This is a genomic window from Nocardiopsis protaetiae (assembly GCF_045446735.1).
Lineage (GTDB): Bacteria > Actinomycetota > Actinomycetes > Streptosporangiales > Streptosporangiaceae > Nocardiopsis > Nocardiopsis protaetiae.
The window spans coordinates 1-23,075 of sequence record NZ_JBJJBV010000086.1 but is presented as its reverse complement, the minus strand read 5'-3'; the positions used below and the strand labels follow the sequence as shown (position 1 = coordinate 23,075).

At 73.8% G+C, this 23,075-nt stretch carries 21 protein-coding genes; 9 read left to right on the top strand and 12 right to left on the bottom strand.

Translation table 11 applies throughout. The features are described 5' to 3' along the window. Nucleotides 1–20: 20 nt before the first annotated feature. Genes mnhG through ACJOT3_RS15125 form a run of 6 tightly spaced genes read right to left on the bottom strand, consistent with a single transcriptional unit; the run spans nucleotide 21 to nucleotide 6,798 of the window. Nucleotides 21–422 carry a monovalent cation/H(+) antiporter subunit G gene (gene mnhG, locus ACJOT3_RS15150; protein ID WP_406973150.1) on the bottom strand — a complete coding sequence of 134 codons (402 nt, stop codon included), beginning with the start codon at nucleotides 420–422 and terminating at the stop codon, nucleotides 21–23. Continuing rightward, the gene (locus tag ACJOT3_RS15145; protein ID WP_406973148.1) at nucleotides 419–757 is read right to left on the bottom strand and encodes a monovalent cation/H+ antiporter complex subunit F; all 339 of its coding nucleotides are present in this window, start codon (nucleotides 755–757) and stop codon (nucleotides 419–421) included. Before ACJOT3_RS15145 ends, mnhG begins: the two co-directional genes overlap by 4 nt. Then, nucleotides 754–1,365, bottom strand: a complete 612-nt coding sequence (locus ACJOT3_RS15140; protein WP_406973146.1) for a Na+/H+ antiporter subunit E — start codon at nucleotides 1,363–1,365, stop codon at nucleotides 754–756. The genes ACJOT3_RS15145 and ACJOT3_RS15140 overlap by 4 nt, the downstream gene beginning before the upstream one ends. Next, a complete protein-coding gene (locus tag ACJOT3_RS15135) occupies nucleotides 1,362–3,020 on the bottom strand; it encodes a Na+/H+ antiporter subunit D (RefSeq protein ID WP_406973144.1) in 1,659 nt (552 codons plus the stop codon). Before ACJOT3_RS15135 ends, ACJOT3_RS15140 begins: the two co-directional genes overlap by 4 nt. Before the next feature lie 2 nt (nucleotides 3,021–3,022). Beyond that, entirely contained in the window at nucleotides 3,023–3,853 is an 831-nt protein-coding gene (locus tag ACJOT3_RS15130; protein ID WP_406973142.1) for a Na(+)/H(+) antiporter subunit C, read from the bottom strand. After that, the gene (locus ACJOT3_RS15125; protein WP_406973158.1) at nucleotides 3,850–6,798 is read right to left on the bottom strand and encodes a Na+/H+ antiporter subunit A; all 2,949 of its coding nucleotides are present in this window, start codon (nucleotides 6,796–6,798) and stop codon (nucleotides 3,850–3,852) included. Before ACJOT3_RS15125 ends, ACJOT3_RS15130 begins: the two co-directional genes overlap by 4 nt. A gap of 395 nt (nucleotides 6,799–7,193) precedes the next feature. Here ACJOT3_RS15125 and ACJOT3_RS15120 point away from each other — a divergent pair, with 395 nt between their 5' ends. The 3 genes from ACJOT3_RS15120 to ACJOT3_RS15110 all read left to right on the top strand — a co-directional run bounded on the left by ACJOT3_RS15120 (nucleotide 7,194) and on the right by ACJOT3_RS15110 (nucleotide 9,088). Then, nucleotides 7,194–7,592, top strand: a complete 399-nt coding sequence (locus ACJOT3_RS15120; RefSeq protein WP_406973156.1) for a MarR family transcriptional regulator — start codon at nucleotides 7,194–7,196, stop codon at nucleotides 7,590–7,592. A 231-nt stretch (nucleotides 7,593–7,823) separates the two neighbouring features. Further along, nucleotides 7,824–8,486 carry a ClpP family protease gene (locus ACJOT3_RS15115; protein WP_406973154.1) on the top strand — a complete coding sequence of 221 codons (663 nt, stop codon included), beginning with the start codon at nucleotides 7,824–7,826 and terminating at the stop codon, nucleotides 8,484–8,486. Next, complete coding sequence (locus tag ACJOT3_RS15110) at nucleotides 8,483–9,088, top strand: ATP-dependent Clp protease proteolytic subunit (protein WP_406973140.1); 606 nt, start codon at nucleotides 8,483–8,485, stop codon at nucleotides 9,086–9,088. Before ACJOT3_RS15115 ends, ACJOT3_RS15110 begins: the two co-directional genes overlap by 4 nt. 96 nt (nucleotides 9,089–9,184) lie before the next feature. On the opposite strand, the gene ACJOT3_RS15105 is transcribed toward ACJOT3_RS15110, so the two are convergent. After that, a complete protein-coding gene (locus ACJOT3_RS15105; RefSeq protein WP_406973138.1) occupies nucleotides 9,185–9,580 on the bottom strand; it encodes a helix-turn-helix domain-containing protein in 396 nt (131 codons plus the stop codon). A gap of 222 nt (nucleotides 9,581–9,802) precedes the next feature. Here ACJOT3_RS15105 and ACJOT3_RS15100 point away from each other — a divergent pair, with 222 nt between their 5' ends. Beyond that, the gene (locus ACJOT3_RS15100; protein ID WP_406973136.1) at nucleotides 9,803–10,426 is read left to right on the top strand and encodes a hypothetical protein; all 624 of its coding nucleotides are present in this window, start codon (nucleotides 9,803–9,805) and stop codon (nucleotides 10,424–10,426) included. Between the two features lie 131 nt (nucleotides 10,427–10,557). Then, nucleotides 10,558–10,824, top strand: a complete 267-nt coding sequence (locus tag ACJOT3_RS15095) for a GlsB/YeaQ/YmgE family stress response membrane protein (RefSeq protein WP_406973134.1) — start codon at nucleotides 10,558–10,560, stop codon at nucleotides 10,822–10,824. Nucleotides 10,825–10,863: 39 nt separating this feature from the next. On the opposite strand, the gene ACJOT3_RS15090 is transcribed toward ACJOT3_RS15095, so the two are convergent. Then, nucleotides 10,864–11,778, bottom strand: coding sequence for a Gfo/Idh/MocA family protein (locus tag ACJOT3_RS15090; RefSeq protein ID WP_406973132.1), 915 nt, complete (start codon nucleotides 11,776–11,778; stop codon nucleotides 10,864–10,866). A 147-nt stretch (nucleotides 11,779–11,925) separates the two neighbouring features. On the opposite strand from ACJOT3_RS15090, the gene ACJOT3_RS15085 reads away from it, so the two are divergent. The 3 genes from ACJOT3_RS15085 (at nucleotide 11,926) to ACJOT3_RS15075 (ending at nucleotide 16,410) form a co-directional block, all read left to right on the top strand. Further along, nucleotides 11,926–13,743, top strand: a complete 1,818-nt coding sequence (locus ACJOT3_RS15085) for a serine/threonine-protein kinase (RefSeq protein WP_406973130.1) — start codon at nucleotides 11,926–11,928, stop codon at nucleotides 13,741–13,743. Between the two features lie 55 nt (nucleotides 13,744–13,798). Beyond that, nucleotides 13,799–15,589, top strand: coding sequence for a serine/threonine-protein kinase (locus ACJOT3_RS15080; RefSeq protein ID WP_406973128.1), 1,791 nt, complete (start codon nucleotides 13,799–13,801; stop codon nucleotides 15,587–15,589). A 92-nt stretch (nucleotides 15,590–15,681) separates the two neighbouring features. Then, the gene (locus tag ACJOT3_RS15075) at nucleotides 15,682–16,410 is read left to right on the top strand and encodes a hypothetical protein (protein WP_406973126.1); all 729 of its coding nucleotides are present in this window, start codon (nucleotides 15,682–15,684) and stop codon (nucleotides 16,408–16,410) included. Here the strand turns inward: ACJOT3_RS15075 and galK are convergent. From galK to ACJOT3_RS15055, 4 genes are read right to left on the bottom strand one after another with little or no spacing between them, the layout of a single operon-like run. Continuing rightward, nucleotides 16,407–17,534, bottom strand: a complete 1,128-nt coding sequence (gene galK / locus ACJOT3_RS15070; RefSeq protein ID WP_406973124.1) for a galactokinase — start codon at nucleotides 17,532–17,534, stop codon at nucleotides 16,407–16,409. The genes ACJOT3_RS15075 and galK overlap by 4 nt on opposite strands. Then, a complete protein-coding gene (galE, locus tag ACJOT3_RS15065; protein WP_406973122.1) occupies nucleotides 17,531–18,499 on the bottom strand; it encodes a UDP-glucose 4-epimerase GalE in 969 nt (322 codons plus the stop codon). The genes galK and galE overlap by 4 nt, the downstream gene beginning before the upstream one ends. Beyond that, on the bottom strand, nucleotides 18,496–19,632 hold the full coding sequence (galT, locus tag ACJOT3_RS15060; protein WP_406973120.1) for a galactose-1-phosphate uridylyltransferase: 1,137 nt from the start codon (nucleotides 19,630–19,632) through the stop codon (nucleotides 18,496–18,498). The genes galE and galT overlap by 4 nt, the downstream gene beginning before the upstream one ends. After that, nucleotides 19,629–20,450 carry a DeoR/GlpR family DNA-binding transcription regulator gene (locus ACJOT3_RS15055; protein WP_406973118.1) on the bottom strand — a complete coding sequence of 274 codons (822 nt, stop codon included), beginning with the start codon at nucleotides 20,448–20,450 and terminating at the stop codon, nucleotides 19,629–19,631. Before ACJOT3_RS15055 ends, galT begins: the two co-directional genes overlap by 4 nt. Before the next feature lie 229 nt (nucleotides 20,451–20,679). On the opposite strand from ACJOT3_RS15055, the gene ACJOT3_RS15050 reads away from it, so the two are divergent. Further along, the gene (locus ACJOT3_RS15050; RefSeq protein WP_406973152.1) at nucleotides 20,680–22,857 is read left to right on the top strand and encodes an alpha-galactosidase; all 2,178 of its coding nucleotides are present in this window, start codon (nucleotides 20,680–20,682) and stop codon (nucleotides 22,855–22,857) included. The last annotated feature ends 218 nt before the right edge of the window (nucleotides 22,858–23,075 follow it).

Sequence of the window (23,075 nt, the reverse complement as noted above, 5' to 3'; positions counted from 1 at the left end):
CACCGCTCACGTTCCGGCGGTCACTCCGCCGACCGGGCGGACTCCTCTTCGTCGCGCTTGCGGGCCAGCCGCTCGGCGAGCTCGTCGCGGGCCAGCAGGTCCTCGCGGATGCGCCCGGTCCGGTAGCCCACCCGGGCGGCGATGTGCCCGGCCACCGGGATCGTGACGATCTGGAACAGGCCCACCAGCAGCAGGGTGCCGACGTTGAAGACGTTGGTCTCCTCCACCGGCATCAGGCGCAGCCCGATCCCCACCAGCACCAGCAGCATCCCCAGCACCTGCGGCTTGGCCGCGGTGTGCATCCGGGACAGCAGGTCGGGGAAGCGGATCAGACCGACCGCGGCCACCAGCGACAGCAGGGCCCCGGCCAGCAGGCACAGGATCGCGATCCAGTCCAGGACGTCGACGAGCTGCTCGTTCACGGCCGCCCCCCTTCATCGGCGCCCGGCTGCGGGCCCGGGACCGGGTGGATGACGTCGGTGGGGGTGGCCACGTGCTCCTCCGGGCGGCGGGCGACGAACTTCGCGATGCTGACCGACCCCACGAAACCCAGCAGGGACAGCACCAGCAGGGTCGGCAGGACCGTGGGGTCGCGGTGGAAGGCGGCGTACGCGCCCAGGCCGACCAGGGCCGAGGCGAGCAGCACGTCCACCGACAGCGCCCGGTCCAGGATGCTCGGCCCCAGCAGCAGCCGGGTGACGCTCAGCAGGGCCGCGACGGCGAGCAGGACGGCGATGACGATCCACAGGGTGTTCACGCGCTCCCCTTCCCGGCGGCCGCCCGCGCCGCCTCCAGCGTCTCGATGTCCTCCCGGGTGCCCAGCGCCCGCACGATGAGCCGCTCCAGCTCCATCACGTCGGCGCGCGCCTCCTCGATGCCCTGGTCGTCGGCGGCGCCCAGCACGTGCAGGTACAGGATCCACTCGTCGCGCGACACCTCGACGATGACCGTGCCCGGGATGATCGAGCTGGCGATGGCGGTGCACACCAGCATCAGGTCCGAGTGGGTGCGCAGCCGCACCGCGATCACCGAGCTGTGCACCTCGCCGGGGGAGAACACCCGGGAGGTCACCCAGAAGCTCGCCGTGAACATCTTGGCGACGATGTGCAGCACCATGCGCACCAGCGGCAGCGGGTGGAACCGGAACCCCGGCACGATCGGCGGCAGCGGGAACACCAGCATGATCGCCACCGACACCAGGAAGCCCAGCACGAACAGGCCCAGCGACTCCCAGCGCGGCTGGAACCCGTTGAACAGCAGCATCCAGACCAGGGTCATGCCCAGCGCCACGGGGACCTGGACCTTGCCCAGCCGCCGCCGCAGCGCGGCCGCCTTGGCCTTCTTCGCGATGCTCCGGTCGATCACCGGTCACCTCCCAGGACGGCCTCGATGTAGGGGGTGCGGGCCAGCAGCTCGGTGGCCGCGTCCGAGGAGTACGCGATCAGCGGACCCGCGAACACCGTCAGGGCCAGGCCGAACACCACCAGCGCGGTCGTGGCGCCCACCATCGTCTTGGGCAGGGCCACCGAGGTCACCAGCGGGGTGGACACCGTGGTCGTGCCGCCGATCCGGGAGGACGGGCCCACGGCCTCGCCCGGGCCCAGGGCCGCGGTCGAGGTGTCGTCGGCCTCGGTGTCCTCCAGCACGGTGCCGGGGTCGGCGACCTTGCCCTCGGAGGGGGCCCGCCAGAACGCGTAGTTCCACACCCGGGCGATCACGTACAGGGTCAGCAGGCTGGTCAGCACCGACGCGCCCACCAGCAGGTAGGCCAGCGGGGTGCCCGCCTGTACACCGGCCTGGAGCAGGCCGATCTTGCCCAGGAAGCCCGACAGCGGCGGGATGCCGCCCAGGTTCATCGCCGGGATGAAGAACAGCACGGCCAGCAGCGGCGCGATCCGGATCAGGCCGCCCAGGTCGTCGATGTTCGTGGACCCGCCGCGGCGCTCGATCAGACCCGTGGTCAGGAACAGCGTGGTCTGCACGGTGATGTGGTGGGCGATGTAGAACACCGCGCCGGCCAGGCCCAGCTGGCTGCCCAGCGCCACCCCGAACACCATGTACCCGATATGGCTGATCAGTGTGAACGACAGCAGACGTTTGATGTCCGTCTGCGCCACGGCGCCCAGGATGCCCATGATCATGGTCGCCAGCGCCACCCACATGAGCAGGTTGTTCAGGTCGTCGCCGGGGAAGAAGAGCGTGTGCGCGCGGATGATCGCGTACACGCCGACCTTGGTGAGCAGGCCCGCGAACACCGCGGTGACCGGGGCCGGCGCCGTCGGGTAGGAGTCGGGGAGCCAGGCGGCCAGCGGGAACACCGCGGCCTTGATGCCGAACGCGAAGAGCAGCATCACCTGGAGCACGATCTTGAGGTGCCCGTCCAGCTCCGGCAGCCGCTCGGCGAGCTGCGCCATGTTGACGGTGCCGGTCGCGCCGAAGGTCAGCGCGATCGCGATGAGGAACAGCACCGACGACACCAGCGACACCACCACGTAGATGGCGCCCGCCCGGATGCGCGACTGCGTCCCGCCCAGGGTCAGCAGCACGTAGCTGGCGGTCAGCAGGATCTCGAAGCCGACGTACAGGTTGAACAGGTCACCGGCGAGGAAGGCGTTGGAGACACCGGCGACCAGGATCAGGTACGTGGGCTGGTACACCGACAGCGGCGCCACCTCGGCCCGGCTGGCCATGCCCTGGCCGATGGAGTACACCAGCACGGCCAGGGTGATCGCCGACGACACCGTCACCATGAGCGCGGACAGCCGGTCCGCCACCAGGGTGATGCCGATCGGCGCCTCCCAGCCGCCCACCTGTACGACCTGCGGGCCCAGGGCGTCCGCGCCGAGCATCAGGACGAACCCCACGAACAGCACGAAGGTCAGGGCGATGATGCTCAGCCACTGCTGGACCTTGGGCCACCGGCTGCCCATGGCCAGCTTGACCCCGGCCGCGAACAGCGGAACGACCACCGGGAGCGGGATGAGGTAGTGGAGGAGACCCGCGAAGTAGTCCCAGCTCATGCTCAGTCACTCCCTTGCAGGTCGCTGTCCTCGGCGCGGGCGAGGCGTTCGCGCTCGGCCCGCATGGTCTGGCCGGCCTGGCGGCGCTGGGCCCGCACCCGGCGGCGCAGCTCGCGCCACAGTTCGCGTTCGGCGGCCCGGTCGGCCCGGCGGTGCTCGCGCAGCCGCCTGCGGCCCAGGCGGATGCGCCCGCGCAGCTCCTGCACCTGGGCGGTCATGGTCTCCGCCCGGTCGCTGAGGCGGCGCATGGTCTCCTGGGACTGCTCATCTATCCCGCTCTCCTCGGCCTCGGCCTCGTAGCGGGCCAGTTCGGCCTGGGCGCGGGCGATCTCGGCCTTGATACGGGCCTGCTCGGCCAGCTCCTGGGCGTCGGCCGCGGCGATGGTCGCCTGGAGCTCGGCCCGCTGGCGCCGGATGTCGGCCTTGAGGCGGCGGCGCTCGCGGACGAACCGGCGGCGCAGCGCGCGGCGGCCCTCGCCCTGGACGATCCGGAGGTCCTCCGCGTCGTCCTGGACCTCGTCGTTGCCCTCCAGCTGCCAGCTCCGGTAGGCCATGGCGAGCAGGAACGCCGTCACGCCCAGGGTGATGACGATGGCCGTCAGGATCATCGCCTGCGGCAGCGGGTCGGTCATGTCCTGCGGTTCGCTGAACCACAGCACCGGCGGCCCGCCCATGGTCCCGGCCATGGCCAGGATCATCAGGTTGACGCCGTTGCTCAGCACGATGAAGCCGAGCAGCACCCGGCTGAGGCTGCGCTCCAGCAGGAGCACCACCCCGACCGCGACGAGCACCCCGATCAGCAGGACCAGGGTCAGGCTGGGTGAATCGTTCACGAGGTGACCTCCTCGGCGGGCTCGGGTGCGCCGGGTCCGGCACTCGCCCGGGCCCGGGCCGCGTCCCGCTCGATCTGCTCGTCGATGCGGGCGCCGAGACTGCGCAGGATGTCCAGGATCAGGCCGATGACCAGCAGGTACACCCCGATGTCGAAGAAGAGGGACACCGTGATGTGCGGTTCGCCCAGGATCCACAGGTTCACGTAGAAGTCGCCGCCGGCGAAGACCTCGCTGCCGAAGATCGCGCCGCCGATCGCCACACCGGTGGCCAGCGCCAGGCCGGTGCCGATCAGCACGCCGGGCTGCACCCACGCGGTGTTGTACAGCTCGAAGCGGCCACCCGCCAGGTACCGGACGATGAACGCGACACCGGCGACGATGCCGCCCGCGAAGCCTCCGCCGACCGCGCCGTGGCCGGTCAGCAGCAGGTACACGGAGATCACCATGATCACCGGGAAGAGGAAGCGCGAGACCACCTCGAAGATCACCGACCGGCGCTCGGTGGGCAGCGCGTCCGCCCCCGGGAGCCAGGTGTGGTGCCACTGGGGCTTGACGTGCAGGTCCGCCGGGGCCATCCGCAGGCCACCCAGGTCGATCCGGGCCTGGCCGTCGGTGGGCCGCCCGGCCGAGGTGGCCGACACGGCCATCACCCCGCCCGGCGCCTTGCGCGGCTGGGTGCGGCGGACGAACATCAGGCTGGCCACACCGGCGGCCGCGGCGGCCAGCACCGAGATCTCGCCCATGGTGTCCCAGGCGCGGACGTCCACCAGCAGCACGGAGATGATGTTGTAGCCGCCCGCCTCCTTGGCCGCCTCCGGGTAGTACTCGGAGATCGACGGCTCCTGGCGGCCGGCCAGGGCGAACCAGGTCATGGCGGCGACCAGGACGCCGGTGGCGGCGCCGATGGCCATGTTCCACATCCGGCGGCCCTTGAGCGCGGGCGCCGAGAAGTGGGTGGGGAAGCGGCGCAGCACCAGGACGAAGACCACCAGGCTGACGGTCTCGACCAGGAACTGGGTGAGCGCGATGTCCGGGGCGCCCAGCAGGTAGAACATCGCGGCCACGCCGTAGCCGCCGGTGCCCACGAGGATCACCGCGAACAGGCGGCGCCGCACGAACAGGGTCAGCAGGGCGGTGCCCGCGATGATCACGGCCGGGATGACCTGGACCGGGGTGTCCCACAGGCGGACCGGCGGGTAGTCGCCGTCCCAGATGGGCTCGGACAGGATCCAGTACCCGGCGGCCACGACCAGGCTGATCAGGATGGTGCCGAGGTAGACCGGCAGCGAACCGCGCTGGGTGCTGCCGGTGACCTGAAGGGCCAGGTTCTCCAGCCCGGCGAGCATCCGCCGGTAGACGCGGTCGGGGTCGACCACCGAGGCGCGGGTGCCGAGCCAGACGATCGCGCTGCGCATCCGGAAGAGCAGGAAACCGCCGACGACGCAGACCGCGGACAGCAGCAGCGGCAGTTCGAAGCCGTGCCACAGGGCCAGGTGCGTCTCGTAGGCGCCGGGCGCCAGGGGGACGGTGTCCGCGTACCGGGCGAGCAGCGGGTCGATCCAGTGCGACAGCGGGCCGCCGACCAGGCTCAGCCCCGCCATGAGCGCGGCCGGGGCCAGGAACAGGGGGCCGGGGCCGTGCACCGGGGTGGGCGCCACGTCCGGCTTGTCGAAGAACGCGCCCCACAGGAAGCGCAGGCTGTAGGCGACCGTGAGCGTGGACCCGGCGACCATGCCGACGAGCACGATCGTGTCGACCGCGCCGCCGTGCGTGTAGGAGCCGAAGGCCAGCTCCTTGGCGGCGAAGCCCAGCATGGGCGGCAGCCCGGCCATGGAGGCCAGGGCCAGCACCGAGGTCCAGAAGGTGCCCGGCATGGACTTGCGCAGCCCGGAGAGCTCGCGCAGGTCGCGGGTGCCGGTGCCGTGGTCGATGATGCCGACCACGAGGAACAGGGGGGCCTTGAACAGCGAGTGCCCGATGAGCATGGCGATGCCGGCCAGGGCCGCGGCCCGGGTGCCGGTGCCCAGCAGGGCGATGAGGAAGCCGAGCTGGCTGATGGTGCCGTAGGCCAGGACCAGCTTGAGGTCGTACTGGCGCAGCGCCTTCCAGCCGCCCAGGACCATGGTGAGCACACCGAAGCCCAGGGCCATCGAGGTCCACACGGCGGAGTCGGGGAACGCCGGGGTGAGGCGGGCGACCAGGTAGACGCCCGCCTTGACCATCGCCGCCGCGTGCAGGTAGCCGGAGACCGGCGTGGGCGCGCGCATGGCGGCGGGGAGCCACAGGCTGAAGGGGAACAGCGCGGACTTGGACATCGCGCCGACCATGATCAGGCCCAGCGCCACCTCGACGAGGACGCCGCTCGGGGGCGCTTCGACGATCTCGGCGATGACGTAGGTCCCGGCGATCTCGCCGAGCATGATCATGCCGACGAGCATGGTGAGCCCGCCGAAGGTGGTGACGGTCAGGGCCGTCATGGCCGAGCGGCGGCTCTCCTTCAGCTCCGTGCTGTGCCCGATGAGCAGGTAGGAGAAGACCGTGGTCAGCTCCCAGTACACGAACAGCTGGATGAGGTCGTCGGCCAGGACGAGGCCGAGCATGGCCCCGGCGAAGGCGACGAACACGCCCGCGAACCGGCCCAGCCCGGGCTCGGAGTCGCTGAAGTAGCGCGCGCAGTAGATCAGGATCAGGGTGCCCACGCCGGCGGCGATGAGGGTCATCACCAGGCCGAGGGCGTCCATGTACAGGCCCAGGCGCAGGGAGAATGCGGGGGCCCACGCGACGGATCCGGAGAGGGCGCCGCCGCCGAGGACCGTGGGGATCTGGAAGAAGGCCCAGACGGTGGAGGCACCGGGTACGACGGCCAGCGCGAGGAAGGCGTTACGGCCCCACAGGCGGACCAGTAAGGGCGCGATCGCCGCCGCGATGAAATGCGCGATCAGCACTGTTGTCAATGCGCCCCTCCCGGATTCGTCCGGGCCCACCCGTGGTTCCGGGCGGACGTCCGCTGCCCCCAGCAGCAGACCGATTCGCCCACAACCGGATGCGTGGACGGGGTGTCGCTACGGTGTGAGGGGGCAAGGATCTACGTAACTTGTGTGCACAAGCTATTTAATAGCTAGACTACACAAACGTCAAACCACCGCGCGGGCCCCACCGGCCCCGCGGCGCCCGTCCAGCCTGCGAGGAACGTTTCGTGCCCGACGAGACCCCCGAGCCCAGCGCCGAGCGACTCCGTGCCGCCGACCGCGGAGTCGCGGCCGAGCGCGCCCTTGAGTTCGAAGGTGTTGGTCTTGAGCCTAATGTCGGACTTGAGGAGTTCCAGCGCGCCTGGACGGAACTGATCAACGCGGCGATCCACGCCCGCTCCCGCAGCGGCCACGGGCCCCGGGGGGCCGACGACCTCACCCTCACCCAGGCCCTCCTGATGGAGGCCGTCCGCGGCCTGGACAACCCCAGCGTGGGCGCGGTGGCCCAGGTGGTGGGGGTGTCCTCCCCCTCCGCCACTCGCATGATCCAACAGCTCGAACGCAAGGGCATGATGGCGCGCCGTAGGTCGGAGCGGGACGAACGCAGCACGGTGGTGGCCATCACGGAGGAGGGTGAGAAAGTACTCGCCCACCGCCGCCGCAACATGGAGGCCAAACAGCGGCGTGTGTTCGAGGCGATCCGGCCCTCCCTGCGCCCCGTCGTGCTGGAGCTGCTGCGCGATCTGCGCGAGGCGATAGACGACACCTGAGCGGAGGGTGCGCGGTGGTCGGGCGGCGGCCGCCCGGTGATATCCGGCCGCGTCTTTCGGTCCCCTTCCGCCCCTCCCATTCCCCCGCCCTTACGGTCTGCCGTCGGCAGATCTGCCACCGGCCGAAACAGTGGCATCCGCCGCGGCCCGCCGCGCAGGGTGGGAACACGGCCGGCGCGGGCGAGGGACCCGCGCCAGCGGCCGTGAAGGGAAGGGGGCCACCCCATGCCGATGACCGGAACCGGGGCCAGGGCCGCGCACGAGGCCGAGGGCGGCGCGTTCGACGACCAGCTGTCCGCCCGCCTGCTGCGCAGCCGCATCGTGATGCTGGGCACCCAGGTCGACGAGACCAGCGCCAACCGGGTCTGCGCGCAGATCCTGCTGCTCGCCGACGAGGACCCGCACAAGGACATCACCCTGGCCATCAACAGCCCCGGCGGCGTCGTCTCCGCCGGGCTGGCCATCTACGACACCATGAACTTCGTGCCCAACGACGTGTCCACCCTGGTCATGGGGTTCGCGGCGAGCATGGGGCAGTTCCTGGCCTGCACCGGCGCCCACGGCAAGCGGTACAGCCTGCCGCACGCGCGCATCATGATGCACCAGCCCTCCGGCGGGCTCGGCGGCACCGCCGCCGACATCGCCATCCAGGCCGAGAACCTGGCGCACACCAAGCAGACGATGATCCGGCTCATCGCCGAGCACACCGGGCAGAGCGAGGAGACCATCACCCGCGACCAGCACCGGGACGCCTGGTTCACCGCCCAGGAGGCCAAGGAGTACGGGTTCGTCGACCACGTGGTCACGTCCCTGTCGGAGATCAACGGCACCGGGATCCGGCTGGGCGCGGGCGCCCCCGGGTTCGTCCGGCGCGAGACGGAGGCAGTGCGATGAGCGGGCGCTACACGGTCCCCATGGTCGTCGAGCGCACGCCCCGGGGCGAGCGGTCCTTCGACGTGTTCAGCCGGCTGCTGTCGGAGCGGATCATCTTCCTGGGCACGCCGATCGACGACGACGTCGCCAACGTGGTGATGGCGCAGATGCTGCACCTGGACCACGAGTCCGCGGACACCGACATCCAGCTGTACATCAACTCGCCGGGCGGCTCCAACACCGCCCTCACCGCCATCTACGACACCATGCGGTTCATCCGCGCCGACGTCGCCACGGTGTGCATGGGGCAGGCCGCCTCGGCCGCGGCGGTGCTGCTCGCCGCGGGCGCGCCGGGCAAGCGCCGGGCGCTGGAGCACGCGCGGGTGCTGCTGCACCAGCCCTCGGGGGAGGGCCAGGGGGTGGCCGCGGACCTGGAGATCCAGGCCGCGGAGATCCTGCGGGTCCGCTCCCAGGTGGAGGAGATCCTGGCCCGGCACACCGGGCAGACGACGGAGCGGCTGCGGGCCGACACGGACCGGGACAAGATCTTCACCGCACACCAGGCGAAGGAGTACGGCCTGGTGGACGACGTGATCAGCACCCGGGAGGCGGTGCCGGCGTGAGCCGGGCCGACCCGGGGTGAAGGCCGGTCGGGGCCGCGTGGCGGTCCCGACCGGGCGGTGCCGGGTCGAGTGGTGTGGCGGGTGGGGCGGCGCCGGTCAGGCGGCCAGGGACACCGACAGCACGGAGACGCTCGCGGTCGCCCGCGGTGCGGCGGCGGGGGCGTAGGAGCCGCTCCGGTCGCCGAGCGGCCGCGGTAGCGCCATGACCGTCTCCCGGTGGAGCTCGGCCAGCACGTCGGTGAGGCTCAGCCCCAGGGAGCGGTAGACCGCGGCCAGCACCTCCGAGGACGCCTCCTTGCGGCCGCGTTCGATCTCGGACAGGTACGGGAGCGAGACCTGGGCGTCCTCGGCCACCTCGCGCAGGGTGCGGCCCTGCTCGACGCGGGTCCGGCGCAGCAGCCCGCCGATGAGGTCGCGCATCAGCGGCTCGGGCTCGGGAGCCCGGTCGGTGCCCCTGCGGGCCTCGTCCAGGGAGCGCAGGACATCGGTCATCGGGGCCTCCGGTCTCGTGCTGTGGATGCGCACTGGTCCTCCCCGCAGCCTACGCCCGCGCCCCCCGGGCGGGGAGGCCGGTCTCCGGCCTTCTGCGGACGGCAGAAACGACGCTCGGCGGTCGGACCGTCACGAACGCGGTCTTCTCCGGCCTCCGAGTGGATCGCTAGCCTGGGCCTGGCGCCGCCCGGTCGGCGGGCGGGCGCGGGCTGAGGAGGGCGGATGGGCGGGAACGGCGGTCGGCGGTGGGAGCCGCCCGAACCCGAGTACGTCGGCGGGCTCGGCACCCGGTTCCGGGGCTGGATCTCCCTGCTCGTGTACGGCCTGGCCTGGGGCGCGGCCGCGCTCTTCCTGATCGTGGGCTCCCTGGCGGGCGGCCTCGACATGGGCGTCGGCGAGGTGCTGGGCTTCGTGCTGCTGTGCCTGGCACTGGGGCCGCTGCTGCTGTGGTGCGTGGTCAAGCCGCTGTGCGCGCTGGGCCGCGGACTGTCCTCGTGGATCGGCGGGCACCGGGTGCTGTGGGCGCTGCTCCCGGGCGTGCTCGTGGTGGCGGGCCTCGCCTGGGGCTTCGGCGCCGACCGGGGGCCGGACGCGGCGCTGGGCGCGGCGGTGCTCGGGACGGTGACGCTGCTGCCGGTCTTCGCGACCTACGCCGCCCTGCGGCCGCCGGGCGAGGTCCGCCGGTCCAAGGTGCTGCGCTGGCTGATGGTGATCCTGTTGGGCTTCACCGGCATCGAGTTCCACCCGAGCGACCGGAACGTGTGGGAGCCCCGGCCCCGGCGGGCGGGTTCCGGCGGGAACCTCGGGGACCCCCGCTTCGACCGGGGGCGTCCGCCGCTGACCTGAGGCGGATTCCCCCACGGGGGAGGAGAGTTACCGCCAAACAGGCATAAAAGGTTCATTCTCTTCGGTCGTGTTACGGGTTTGTCGCTCTCTGAAAGGGAACGGTGACGGTGTCCGACCCTAGGGAGGGACCTTTGGAGATCACCGGAATCATCAGTGCGATCATCGTGGGCCTGATCATCGGAGCCCTCGGCAGACTCGTCGTCCCGGGCAAGCAGCACCTGCCGATCTGGCTGACGCTGATCCTGGGCATCGTGGCGGCCTTCATCGGCGGCTGGATCGCCAGCTTCTTCACGACCATGTGGCTCATCGTCCTGATCGTCCAGGTCCTGGTCGCGGCCGGGATCATCTATCTCGCCGACGGGATGTACGCCAAGAACGCCAGGGGAGCCGCCACCTGATGTGACGGCACCCCTGCCTTTCCGCTCGGGCCGCCGGGGCTACCCGGCGGCCCTCGGCACGTCCACCGTCCGGCCCTCGCGCAGGGCGGTCTCCGCGGCCTCCAGGATCGCGACCACCTCACGGCCGAACCGCACGTCCAGCGGGTCGCCCGGGGTCCCCTCCACCTGGGCGATCAGCCGGTCGATGGCCACCTGGAACGCCTCCACCGCGGACTTGTCGCCGTTCGGCACCTGCGCCCGGCCCGCCTCGCCGAACAGCACCACCTCGAACCCCTGCGCCTTCTCCGGGGCGTCGAGGGTGACCGAGAACGTGCCGACCGCCCCGCTCCGGTGGCGGGTGAGCAGGTGGACGGTGTCACTGGGCCCGGCCATCGCCGCCACCGCCTCCACCGGCCCCAGCACCGGCAGCACCACCGACAGCACGTGCGGACCCACGTCCCACAGGCCGCCCTTCTCCTTGCGCCAGGGGGAGGCGCCGTACGGGTTCCCCGGCTGGAAGATCGACGCGAACAGGGTCGCCCGCACCCCCTGCCAGCCGCCCTGCTCCGCGGACTCGCGCACGAAGGCGTCGATCCCGTCGGAGAAGCGGTTGGTGAAGAACACCATCGACGCCAGCCCGCGCGCCCCGACCTCGGCGACGACCGCGTCGGCGGCGTCCGTGGAGAGCGCGATCGGCTTGTCCAGCAGCAGGTGTTTGCCCGCGCGGGCCGCCCGCAGCGCCAGCTCCGCCTGCACGTCCGGCGGCAGCGCGACGGCCACCGCGTCCACGTCCGCCAGCAGCGCGTCGAGGTCGGCGTAGGCCCGCGCGCCGTAACGCTCGGCGACCTGCGCCGCCTTCTCCGGGGCGCGGCCCCAGACCCCCACCAGCTCCGCCCCCGGATGGGCGGCCAGCGCCGCCGCCTGTGTCTCGGCCGCCCAGTGGCCGGTTCCCAGCAGCCCGAACCTCAGACCCATGTGCGTGCTCCTTCGTCCGTCTCGTGGCTGTCCGGCCCATTCTTTCTGGAAGCGCTCCCAGGGTGGTGGGGGAGGGTACCGAACGGAAGAACGAACGAGAGAAACGGGTACGGAACGGATCAGCCCCCCTCACCCCCCGGAGGACCGATGCCCCACACCCTGCCCGCGGGCTTCTCACCCCTGCGCGCCGACGACCCCCGCGCCGTGGGCGGGTTCCCCCTCGTGGGGCGGATCGGAGAGGGCGGGATGGGCGCCGTCTACGGGGCCCTGGGCGCGGCCGGGGAGCGCATCGCCGTGAAGGTCGTGCACGGCCGCTACGCCGCCGACCCCCTCTACCGGGAGCAGTTCGCCCGGGAGGCGGCGATCCTGGCCCGGGTGGCGGCGGAGTGCGCGCCCCGCTTTCTGGGTGCCGATCCGGGGGCGGAGCGGCCGTGGATGGCCGCCGAGTTCGTCACCGGGCGCACGCTCGCCCAGCACGTGGCGGAGGTCGGGCCGCTGACCGGAGGGCGGCTGACGGCGTTCGCGGCCGGTACGGCGGAGGCACTGGCCGCGGTGCACGCGGCGGGGGTCACGCACCGGGATGTGAAGCCCGCCAACGTGATCCTGTCCCCGGACGGGCCGCGGCTGCTGGACTTCGGCATCGCCCGCGACACCGGGGACCCCGCGCCGGAGGAGGGGGTGTTCGGCAGCCCGGGGTGGATCGCGCCCGAGCGGCTGGGCGGCGGGCCGGGCACGCCCAAGGTCGACATGTTCGCCTGGGGCGGGCTGGTGGTGCACGCGGCGACCGGGCACGGTCCGTTCGGGCGGGGCGACACCGCCACGCTGCTCGCCCGGACCCGGCGGGGCGAGGTCGACGTGGAGGGGGTGCCGGACGAGCTGCTGCCGCTGGTGATGCGGGCGCTGTCGCCGGACCCGGACGCGCGGCCGGACGCGGCGGAGATGTTCGAGGAACTGCTGGTGCTCGGCAGGGTGGCGCCGGGGGTGGCACCGGGGTCGGGCGCCCGGGAGCGGCTGCGGATTCTGCTCGCGGCGTCCTGGACCGGGTTCGCGGCGGTGCGCGGCACCGGCCGGTGGGTCGCGGTGGCCGCGGCGATGGGCGGTGTGACCGGTGCCGGGGCCGGTGGGGTGACGGGCGGTGCGGCGAGCGCGACGGCCACGGGGGCGACGGGCACGGTCGGTACGACCGCCACGGCGACGGCCACCGCGACGGCCACGGCCGGGAGTGTGGCGGTCGGCGGCAAGCTCGCGGCGGCGGGCGCCGCGGCGGTGCTGATCACGGGGACCGGGGGGTGGATCCTCGGGGACACCTACCAGGAACGGCAGGGGGAGGCGGAGGTGGTCGCGGCGGCCTCGGCCGCGCCGAGCGAGTCGCCGAGTGCGTCCCCGAGCGCGGAGCCCTCGGAGGAGACACAGACACTGGAGTTCCGGGGGATGACCCTGACGATCCCCGCCGACTGGGTCGTCGAGAGGGGAATCGGTGGGAGACACGCACTGGGCGGGGAGGGGACTGCCGAGGACGAATACGTGAACGTGTTTACCAACGCAGACGAATGTGTACCCGAGGAACTGGACCTGGGACAGTACTGCCCGAACTGGCGGATCGAAGGTCCCGGGGGTATTTCCGAGGGGAATGAGCTGGGGCAGCTGGACGAGAACGTTCCCTACCACCCCAATACGGACGTCTCGACGTGTCTGGGAGAGGAGTACGTGCAGTACCGGGAGGACGTCGAGGAGGTGACCGACGCGCTCGCCCCGGTCGGCGAGCGCATGGCCTATTACCGGGTCTGGGCGGTCGGTTGCGTGCCGTACTGGAGGAACGAGGAGGCCGAGATCGTGAACAATGCTCTGCGCACCGTGTTCGAACAGCGCTACTGGATGCTGCCGGAATCGGAGATTCTCGTCGTCGACAACTACATGCACGAAGGGCTGTACGAGATCATGGCCGACGCCGACCTCCCGGCCTGAGCCGTGGGCCGATAATGAGGGGTCGGATACCCCTTCACCCCCGGAGGACGAGCGGATGCACCCCGCCCAGCCGTCTCCCCTGCCCACCGGTTTTCGTCCCCTGCGCCCCGCCGACCCCTTGGCCGTGGGCCCGTTCCGGCTGGTCGGGCTGCTCGGCGAGGGCGGCATGGGCACCGTCTACGGAGCCCTCGGCCAGGACGAGGGACATGTGGCGCTGAAGGTGGTGCGCGACCGCCACGCCGCCGACCCCGTCTACCGCGAGCAGTTCGCCCGGGAGGCCGGGGTGCTGGCCCGGGTGTCCGCCGAGTGCGCGCCGCGGTTCCTGGGCGCCGACCCGGGGGCGGAGCGGCCGTGGATGGCCACCGAGTTCGTCACCGGGCGCACGCTCACCGAGCACTTGGCGCAGCTCGGGCCGCTGACCGGGGAACGGCTGACGGCGTTCGCGGCCGGTACCGCGGAGGCGCTGGCCGCCGTGCACGCCGCCGGGATCACCCACCGGGACGTCAAGCCCGCCAACGTGATCCTCTCCCCGACCGGGCCGAAGCTGCTGGACTTCGGCATCGCCCGCCTCACCGAGGACCCCTCACCGGAGCAGGGCGTGTTCGGCAGCCCGGGGTGGATCGCCCCCGAGCGGTTGGCCGGGGAGGTCGGGACGCCCAAGGCGGACGTGTTCGCCTGGGGCGGGCTGGTGGTGCACGCGGCGACCGGGCACGGCCCGTTCGGGCGGGGCGACACCGCCACGCTGCTCGCCCGGACCCGCCGCGGCGAGGTGGACGCGGCAGGTGTGCCGGAGGAGCTGCTGCCGCTGGTCCTGCGGGCGCTGTCGCCCGACCCGGGCGCGCGGCCGACGGCGTTCGAGGCGTTCGCGGAACTGCTGGACCTGGGCCGGACCGCGCCGGAACAGGACCCGCGTACCCGGCTGCGCGCCCTGCTCGCCGCGTCCTGGACCGGGTTCGAGGCGGTGCGCGGGCTCGGCCGGTGGACCGCGGTGGCCGGGGCGCTGGGCACGGCCACCGGGTCGATGGCGGCCGGGGCGGCGGGCGGCGGCACCGCCGCCGGAACGGCCGTCGGGTCCGGGGGCGCGGCGACCGGCACGGCCACGGGCGGGGCCACGGCGGCGACCGCCACCGCGACCGCCACGGCGGGCGGGGCGACCGGCGTCGGCAAGCTGGTCGCGGCCGGGGCCGCCCTCACCGTCCTGGTCGGGGCCGGGGCGTGGGTCGCGGGCCAGTGGTACGCCGGCCGGGAGGACAGCGAGCCGGTGGTCGGGGCCGCGGCCTCCGAGCCCGTGGCGCCGACCCAGGAGGTGGCGTACCGGGGGATGACCCTGGAGGTCCCCGAGGACTGGGTGGTGGAACGGCTCACGTACTCGTTCGAGTACGTCCCCACCGGGGAGACCGTCGAGGCCGAGAACGTGACCCTGCGGACCCCCGGGGACGACGCCGCCTGCACACCCGACGAGGCGGGCGAGAAGCGCCACTGCCCCGCGGTCCGGCTGCTGGGGCCCGAGGCCGTCACGTACCGGATGGGCCAGTCCCCCGTGGACGGGTCGATCCCGTTCACGGGCGGCGGCCTCGACACCTGCCCGGAGGGCGTGTCCCTGCGGGAGGAGGGCGAGATCACCGAGGTGACCGACGGCCTGGCACCGGTGGGGGAGCGGACCGCCGACCACCGGGTGTGGGCCGTCGCCTGCCTCCCGGCGGGGGCGCCGGGCACGTCGGAGGAGGACCTGCGCTGGTTCGAGCAGCATTACTGGCTGCTTCCGGAATCGGAGATCCTCATCGTGGACGACTACATGTACGAGGGACTGGCGGAGATCCTGGCCGGGGCCGACCTCCCCGCATGAGTCCCGGTGGCCGGTGCCGGACGATCGGCGCGAACCCGGCGCGGTGGCGGGCACGTCACACCGGGCGACCGTCGCGAACCGGAGGAGACCCGATGACCGCCGCCCCCCGCACCCCGTTCCGCACCCCCTTCCGCCCCTTGTTCCGCGGCGGTGCCGCCGCGGCCGCCCTGGCCCTGGCCGCGGCCGGCTGCGCCGACGCGGACCCTCCGGCCACCGGAGAGCCCTCCACCCCTCCGTCGGCGCGGGCCTCCGACGGGGAGCGGGTCGCCTACCGGGGTGTCTCCCTGCTGCTGCCCCCGGGGTGGACCTCCCGGGTCGTGACCGACTCCTTCGGCAGCCTGGCCGGCCCCGAAGAGGACCTGGTGGAGGAGGAGTGGACCGTGCTGTACCCCGACGCGCCCGAGTGCGCCGACGTCGGGTGGACGTGGACCGAGAACTCCACCGGCTGCGCCCACCTCAAGGTGCTGGGGCCGTTGGGCCTGGAGCACGGCGGGTCCGGCTACGCGCCGGTCTCCATCGACACCCTCACCCCCGGCAGCTCCTACACCGCCTCGGGCGACCCGGCCCCCTGCCCCGAGGGCGTCCCCACGCTGGAGGGCGAGACCCCCGGTCCGGACTCCTGGGAGACCGGGGATCGAGCCGCCGGACCGTGGACCGCCGGGTACGGGGTCGGGCCCACCGCCTGCTACGACGGGTCGACCGGCGGCTTCGCGTACTTCGAGCAGCGGTTGTGGATCCTCGACGAGCCCGGGGTCCTCGTCGTCGACAACTACGGCCTCCCCGATGCCGAGGACGTCGTCGCGTCGGTCCGTCCGGCCTAGGCGAGGCGGTGGGCGCCGGGGGAGGGGACGGTGGCGAAGAACGCGGGTTCGGTGAAGCCGCGCTCCTTGTAGGCGGCGCGGACCGCCTCGGCGACGGCGTCGGCGCGGTCGGCGTCGACCAGGGCGATGACGCAGCCGCCGAACCCGCCGCCGGTGATGCGCGCGCCCAGCGCGCCGGCGGACAGGGCGGTGTCCACGGCGGTGTCGACCTCCGGGACGCTCACCTCGTAGTCGTCGCGCAGGGAGGCGTGCGAGGCGGTCAGCAGCGGCCCGATCGCGGCCACCGCGCCGGTGCGCAGCAGGTGCACGGCCTCCAGCACCCGGGCGTTCTCGGTGACCACGTGGCGCACCCGGCGCCGGGTGCGGTCGTCGGGCAGGGCGGCCAGCGCTGCGGGCAGGTCGGTGACGTCGCGCAGGGCGGGCACCCCCAGCAGCCGGGCGGCCTCCTCGCAGCCGCGTCGGCGCTCGGCGTAGGCGCCGTCCACCAGCCGGTGCGGGGCGCGGGTGTCCACCACCAGCAGGGTGAGCCCGTGCGCGGCCGGGTCGAAGGGCACGTGTTCGGCGACCAGGGTGCGGGTGTCCAGGAACAGGGCGTGCCCCGCGCGGGACAGCATCGACGCCGACTGGTCCATGATCCCGCAGGGCATGCCGACGAAGTCGTTCTCGGCCCGCTGGGCCAGCCGGGCCGTCTCCTGTGGGGCGGGCGGGGCGTCCCCGGCGGCCGCGAGCAGGGCCGCGCACACCAGGGCGGCGGAGGAGGACAGGCCCGCCCCGGAGGGGATCGTCCCGTCCACGTACAGGTCCAGGCCGCCCGCGGGGCGCCCGGCGTCGGCCAGCGCCCACAGGGCGCCCGCGGGGTAGGCCGCCCAGCCGGCCACCGTTCCGGGCTCGGGGAGGGCGTCGGCCTCGAACGCCTCCGCGGCCTGCGCGGACCGGAACCGCAGCCGGCCGTCTGCGCGGGGCGCGGCCGCGACCGTCACCGAGTGGGGCAGGGCGACGGGCAGCACGAACCCGTCGTTGTAGTCGGTGTGCTCACCGATGACGTTGATCCGCCCGGGCGCCCGCCACACCCCGGCCGGCTCGTACTCGAACGCCGCGCGGAACCCCCGCGCCGCGGCGCTCACGCCGACTCCGCGGCGGCGGCGCGGGCCAGGGTGAACTCCCAGGCGTCGGCGACGGTGCCGGTGAGGGAGCGGCGGGGCTCCCAGCCCAGCTCGGTGCGGGCCCGGTCGTTGGAGGCGACCAGGACCGACGGGTCCCCGGGGCGGCGCGGGCCGTCCTCGACGGCGACCGGGCGGCCGGTGACGGCGCGGACGGTGTCGATCACCTCGCGCACGCTGTGGCCGCCGCCGGTCCCCAGGTTGTACACCTTGTGGGTTCCGGGGGCGGCGGCGTCCAGCGCCAGCAGGTGGGCGTCGGCCAGGTCGGCGACGTGCAGGTAGTCGCGGACCGCGGTGCCGTCCGGGGTGGGGTGGTCGGTGCCGAACACCCGGGCCGGGGTGCCCTCCAGGGCGGCCCGCAGCAGGTTCGGCAGCAGGTGGGTCTCCGGGTCGTGCCGCTCGCCCAGGCCGCGGTGGGCGCCGGCCACGTTGAAGTAGCGCAGGCTCACCGCGCCCAGCCCGTGCGCGTGCGCCCACGACTCCAGCATCCGGTCCACGGCGAGCTTGCCCGCGCCGTAGGGGTTGGTGGGCACCAGCGGGTCGTCCTCGCGCAGCGGGGCGCCGGTGGCGGGCTCCCCGTAGACGGCGGCGGTGGAGGAGAACACCAGCCGGTCGACGCCGTGCCGGGTCATGGCCTCCAGCAGGGCGAGCGTGCCCGCCACGTTGGTCCGCCAGTACTTGCCGGGGGAGGTGACGGACTCCCCGACCAGGGACTTGGCGGCGAAGTGCAGGACGGCGTCGGTGTCGGGGGTGAGGACCTCGGCGGCGTCGGCCAGGTCGGCCGCGACGGCCCGCGCCCCGGCGGGGACGGCGTCGCGGTGGCCGGTGGACAGGTCGTCGAGCACGGTGACGTCGTGCCCGGCCTCCAGCAGCAGGGCGGTCACCACGCTCCCCACGTACCCGGCGCCTCCGGTGACGAGCAGTTTCACGGTGCGGCCTCCCTGAGTCGGCGGGCGACGGTCTCGGGCGTGACGTCGTTGACGAACACCCCCATGCCGGATTCGGTCCCCGCCAGGTATTTGAGCTTGTCGGGTGCGCGGCGCACGGAGAACACCTCCAGGCGCAGCCGGGACAGGTCGCGGCCGGTGCGCACGGGCGCCTGGTGCCAGGCCGAGATGTAGGGCAGCGGCATGTCGAACAGGGCGTCCAGGCGGCGCAGCACGTCCAGGTACAGCGGCCCGAAGTCGTCGCGTTCGGCGTCGGTGAGGGCGGGCAGGTCGGGCACCGGGCGGTGCGGGTACAGGTGCACCTCCACCGGCCAGCGGGCGGCCGCCGGGACGAACGCCGTCCAGTGCTCGCTGCGGCCGACCACCCGCAGCCCCGCCTCCTGCTCGGCGTGCAGGACGTCGGCGAACAGGTCGCCGCCGGTGCGTTCGCGGTGGGCCCGCGCCGAGTCCAGGATCCGCTGTGTGCGCGGGGTGACGAACGGCAGCGCGTAGATCTGGCCGTGCGGGTGGGGCAGGGTCACCCCGATCTCCGCCCCCCGGTTCTCGAAGCAGTACACCTGCTCGGTGCCGGGCAGGGCGGACAGCGCCTCGGTGCGCCGGGTCCACGCCTCCAGGACGGTGCGCACCCGGCGGGGGGTGAGGTCGGCGAAGGAGGCGTGGTGGTCGGGGCCGAACACCACCACCTCGCAGCGGCCGGTGCCGGGCCGCCGGGACCGCTCCACCTCGCCGACGTCGTCGAGGAGGGGGTGGCCGCCGGGGAGGTGGTCGCCGTCGTCCCGGCCCTGGGCCAGGGAGGGGAAGCGGTTCTCGAACACCACCACGTCGTAGTCGTCGGCGGGGACCTCGGTGGGGCGGTCGGCCGTGGACGGGCACAGCGGGCAGGCGTCGGCGGCCGGCATGTGGGTGCGGGCCTGCCGGTGGGCGGCGATGACCACCCATTCGCGCACCAGCGGGTCGAACCGCATCTCCGAGGCGGCGGAGAAGGGCGGCAGGTCGCGCCGGTCGGGGGCGGGGACGCGGGGCGGGGCGCCGCCCTCGTCGAAGTACACGATCTCGCGGCCGTCGGCCAGCCGGGCCGGGGTGATGCGGACGCCGTCCGCGGCGGTCCGGCTCATGCCGGGTCCTCTCTCTCGTCCGTTCCCTCATCCGTGCCGTGTGCGCCCGGCCGGACCTCGGCGAGCACCAGGCGGCCCACGCGCTCGCCGAGCACCTCGGCGGCCCGCGGGTCCAGCCCGGCGTCGGTGACGAGCACGTCGCAGCGGTCCAAAGGCACGATCGTGCTGATGCCGACGGTGCCCCACTTGCTGTGGTCGGCGGCCACCACAAGGCTCCCCGCCGCCTCCACCAGGGCCCGGTCGGTCTCGGCCTCCAGCAGGTTGGGGGTGCTGAACCCGGCGCGCTCCTGCATGCCGTGCACGCCCAGGACGAGCAGGTCCAGGTTCAGCCCCCGGATGGAGGCGAGCGCCAGCGGGCCCACGAGCGCGTCGGAGGGGGTGCGGAAGCCGCCGGTGAGGGCGACGGTCCGGTCCGGGCGGGCGGCCCGGTGGAACACCTCGGCCACCGGCAGGGAGTTGGTGACGACGGTCAGCCCCGGGGTGTCCACCAGGTGCTCGGCGACCAGCGCGGTGGTGGTGCCGGCGGACAGCCCGACCGCCGCGTGCGGGGGCACGAGCGCGGCGACGGCGCGGGCGATGGCGTGCTTCTCGTCCTCCTGGAGGGCGGACTTGGCGGCGAACCCGGGCTCCTCGGTGCGGGCCCGGGCGACCGCCCCGCCGTGCACCTTGCGCAGGGCGCCGCGCGCCTCCAGGGCGTCCAGGTCGCGGCGGACGGTCATGTCCGACACCGCGAGGCTCTCGACCAGGTCGGCGACCCGGACCGCGCCGGTGCGCCGGATCCGGTCGAGGATCAGCTCCTGCCGTTGGGCGGCCAGCATCGCTTCCCCTCGGTTGGTGGAAAATGTTCGATCCTGTTGGAAACAGTGGACCATAGGCCGCCGAAGTGTCAACAACGCGGACGGGAACAGTTCTCGCCGGACCGGTGTGTTGGGAAACGTTCGGATGTGTTGACAGCGGCGGAACCCGCGCCCCAGCATGTGGAGGCCGCCCCCGCGACCCCCGGAAGGACCGCCCGTGCCGCAGCAGCCGGGAGCACCGATCGCCCCCATCGCACCCGCCGCATCCATCGCGCCCGACGTCCCGACCGTCCGGCTGGCCGCGGCCGGGACCGCGCTGGTCCTGGGCGTGCCCGACACCGGCCTGCCGTACGTCCTGCACTGGGGCGCCGACCTGCCCGACACCGGGGGGCTGGCCGCGCTGTCCGGCCCGGCCGTCCCGCACAACACCGTCGACGCCGCCTTCCCGCTGTCCCTGCTCCCCGGCCAGGGCGAGGGGTGGTCGGGGCACCCCGGGCTGTCCGGCCACCGCGAGGGCCGGGCCGCCCACCCCCGCTGGCGGGTCCGCGAGGTCGTCGTGGACCCGCTGCCGGACGCCCCGGACGGCACCGGCGGGGTGCTGGTGTTCACCGCCGAGGCGCCGGCCGCGGGCCTGGAGCTGCGCGGCGAACTGCGGATGGAGGCCGACGGCCTGCTCCGGGTGCGGCTGGAGGCCGCCAACACCGGCCGGGACGTGTGGACCCCGGCCGCCCTCCACGTGTTCCTGCCGCTGCCCCGGGAGGCCGAGGAGGTGCTCGACCCCACCGGGCGGTGGTGCCGCGAACGCGCGCCCCAGCGCCGCGACCTCGCCCAGGGGACCCTGCTGCGGGCCGCCCGCCGCGGGCGCACCGGGCACGACGCCCCGCTGTTCCTGGTAGCCGGGACCCCCGGCTTCGGGTTCCGCCGGGGCGAGGTGTGGGGCGTGCACGTCGCCTGGAGCGGCGACCACGTCCACCTGGCCGAACGCCTCCCCGAGGGGGCCGGGCAGGCCGACGCCGTGCTCGGCGGCGGGGAACTCCTCCACCCCGGCGAGGTGCGGCTGGCCCCGGGGGAGTCGTACACCACCCCGTGGGTGTGCTTCTCCTGGTCGGACCAGGGGCTGGACGGGCTGTCGGCGCGCGTCCACCGCTGGCTGCGCGCCCGCCCCCACCACCCGGCGACGCCGCGCCCGGTGGTGCTCAACACCTGGGAGGCGGTGTACTTCGACCACGACATCGACAAGCTCAGGGCGCTCGCCGACACCGCCGCCCGCGTCGGCGTGGAGCGGTTCGTGCTCGACGACGGGTGGTTCCACGGCCGCCGCGACGACACCGCGGGGCTGGGCGACTGGACCGTGGACACCGAGGTGTGGCCGGACGGGCTGCACCCGCTGTTCGACCACGTGCGCGCGCTGGGCATGCAGGTGGGGCTGTGGGTGGAACCGGAGATGGTCAACCCCGACTCCGACCTGTTCCGCGCGCACCCCGACTGGATCCTGGGCCCCGCGGACCACCGCCCGCCCACCGGCCGCGACCAGCACGTGCTGGACCTGGGCCGCCCCGAGGCCGCCGCGTACCTGCTGGAACGCCTGGACGCGCTGGTCGCGGAGTACCGGCCCGACCACCTCAAGTGGGACCACAACCGCGACCTGCTGGAGGCCGTCCACGGCCCCACCGGCGGCGCGGGCGTGCACCGCCAGACCGCCGCCGTGTACGCGCTGCTGGACCGGCTGCGCGCCCGCCACCCCGGCCTGGAGATCGAGTCCTGTTCCTCGGGCGGCGGCCGGGTGGACCTGGGCGTGCTGGAGCGCACCGACCGGGTGTGGGCCTCCGACGTCAACGACCCGCTGGAGCGGCTGGCCGTCCAGCGCTGGACGGGCCTGCTGCTGCCGCCCGAGCTGGTCGGCGGCCACGTGGGCGGCCCGGTGTCGCACACCACCGGCCGCGTCACCGACCTGGCGACCCGCTGCCTGACCGCGCTCATCGGCCACCCCGGCATCGAGTGGGACATCTCCACCTGCACCGAGGAGGAACTGGGCACACTGGCCCGCTGGACCGCCCTGTACCGGGAGCTGCGCCCACTGCTGCACACCGGCGACCTGGTCCGCGCCGACGACCCCGACCCCGCCGAACAGCTCGACGGTGTGGTCGCCCGCGACGGCACCCGCGCCGTCTACCGCTACGCCCGCCTCACCTCCTCCGTCCGCACCCACCCGGGCCGCGTCCGCCTACCGGGCCTGCGCCCGGACCTGCACTACCGCCTGTGCTGGCGTCAGGACGCCGGATGGCCCGCCACCCTGCAGCGCACCGTCCCGGAGTGGTTCGCCCGCGGGGAGGCGGTCGCCTCCGGCCGCGTCCTGGAACGCTCCGGCGTCCAGCTGCCCAACCTCAACCCCGGCCACGTCCTCCTGCTCCACCTCACCCCCGCCTGATCGCCCCGGCACACCGGCACCGCCCCGCCCGCCGCACTCCGCCTGATCGCGGTCATCATCGCGGCCGCCCCGAAGGGCCGTCCGCCACCTGCACTCACGGCCAGGGCGGTCGCCGCTCGGGATGCCCGGTGTGCCCGGGCGTCCGCCATCCGTTCGGATACCGGCCGTCCGCCTTCGGCGGCCCGACGTGTCCGGGCGTCCCCGGCCCGGGCGGGCGC

Bases quoted from the DNA above. Each gene is read 5' to 3' on its own strand.
- ACJOT3_RS15090 (WP_406973132.1), bottom strand. From the start codon at position 11,778: ATGGGTCTGAGGTTCGGGCTGCTGGGAACCGGCCACTGGGCGGCCGAG.
- ACJOT3_RS15110 (WP_406973140.1), top strand. From the start codon at position 8,483: ATGAGCGGGCGCTACACGGTCCCCATGGTCGTCGAGCGCACGCCCCGG.
- ACJOT3_RS15135 (WP_406973144.1), bottom strand. From the start codon at position 3,020: ATGAGCTGGGACTACTTCGCGGGTCTCCTCCACTACCTCATCCCGCTC.
- ACJOT3_RS15055 (WP_406973118.1), bottom strand. From the start codon at position 20,450: ATGCTGGCCGCCCAACGGCAGGAGCTGATCCTCGACCGGATCCGGCGC.
- ACJOT3_RS15085 (WP_406973130.1), top strand. From the start codon at position 11,926: ATGCCCCACACCCTGCCCGCGGGCTTCTCACCCCTGCGCGCCGACGAC.
- ACJOT3_RS15080 (WP_406973128.1), top strand. From the start codon at position 13,799: ATGCACCCCGCCCAGCCGTCTCCCCTGCCCACCGGTTTTCGTCCCCTG.
- ACJOT3_RS15115 (WP_406973154.1), top strand. From the start codon at position 7,824: ATGACCGGAACCGGGGCCAGGGCCGCGCACGAGGCCGAGGGCGGCGCG.
- ACJOT3_RS15075 (WP_406973126.1), top strand. From the start codon at position 15,682: ATGACCGCCGCCCCCCGCACCCCGTTCCGCACCCCCTTCCGCCCCTTG.
- ACJOT3_RS15105 (WP_406973138.1), bottom strand. From the start codon at position 9,580: ATGACCGATGTCCTGCGCTCCCTGGACGAGGCCCGCAGGGGCACCGAC.
- ACJOT3_RS15100 (WP_406973136.1), top strand. From the start codon at position 9,803: ATGGGCGGGAACGGCGGTCGGCGGTGGGAGCCGCCCGAACCCGAGTAC.
- galT (WP_406973120.1), bottom strand. From the start codon at position 19,632: ATGAGCCGGACCGCCGCGGACGGCGTCCGCATCACCCCGGCCCGGCTG.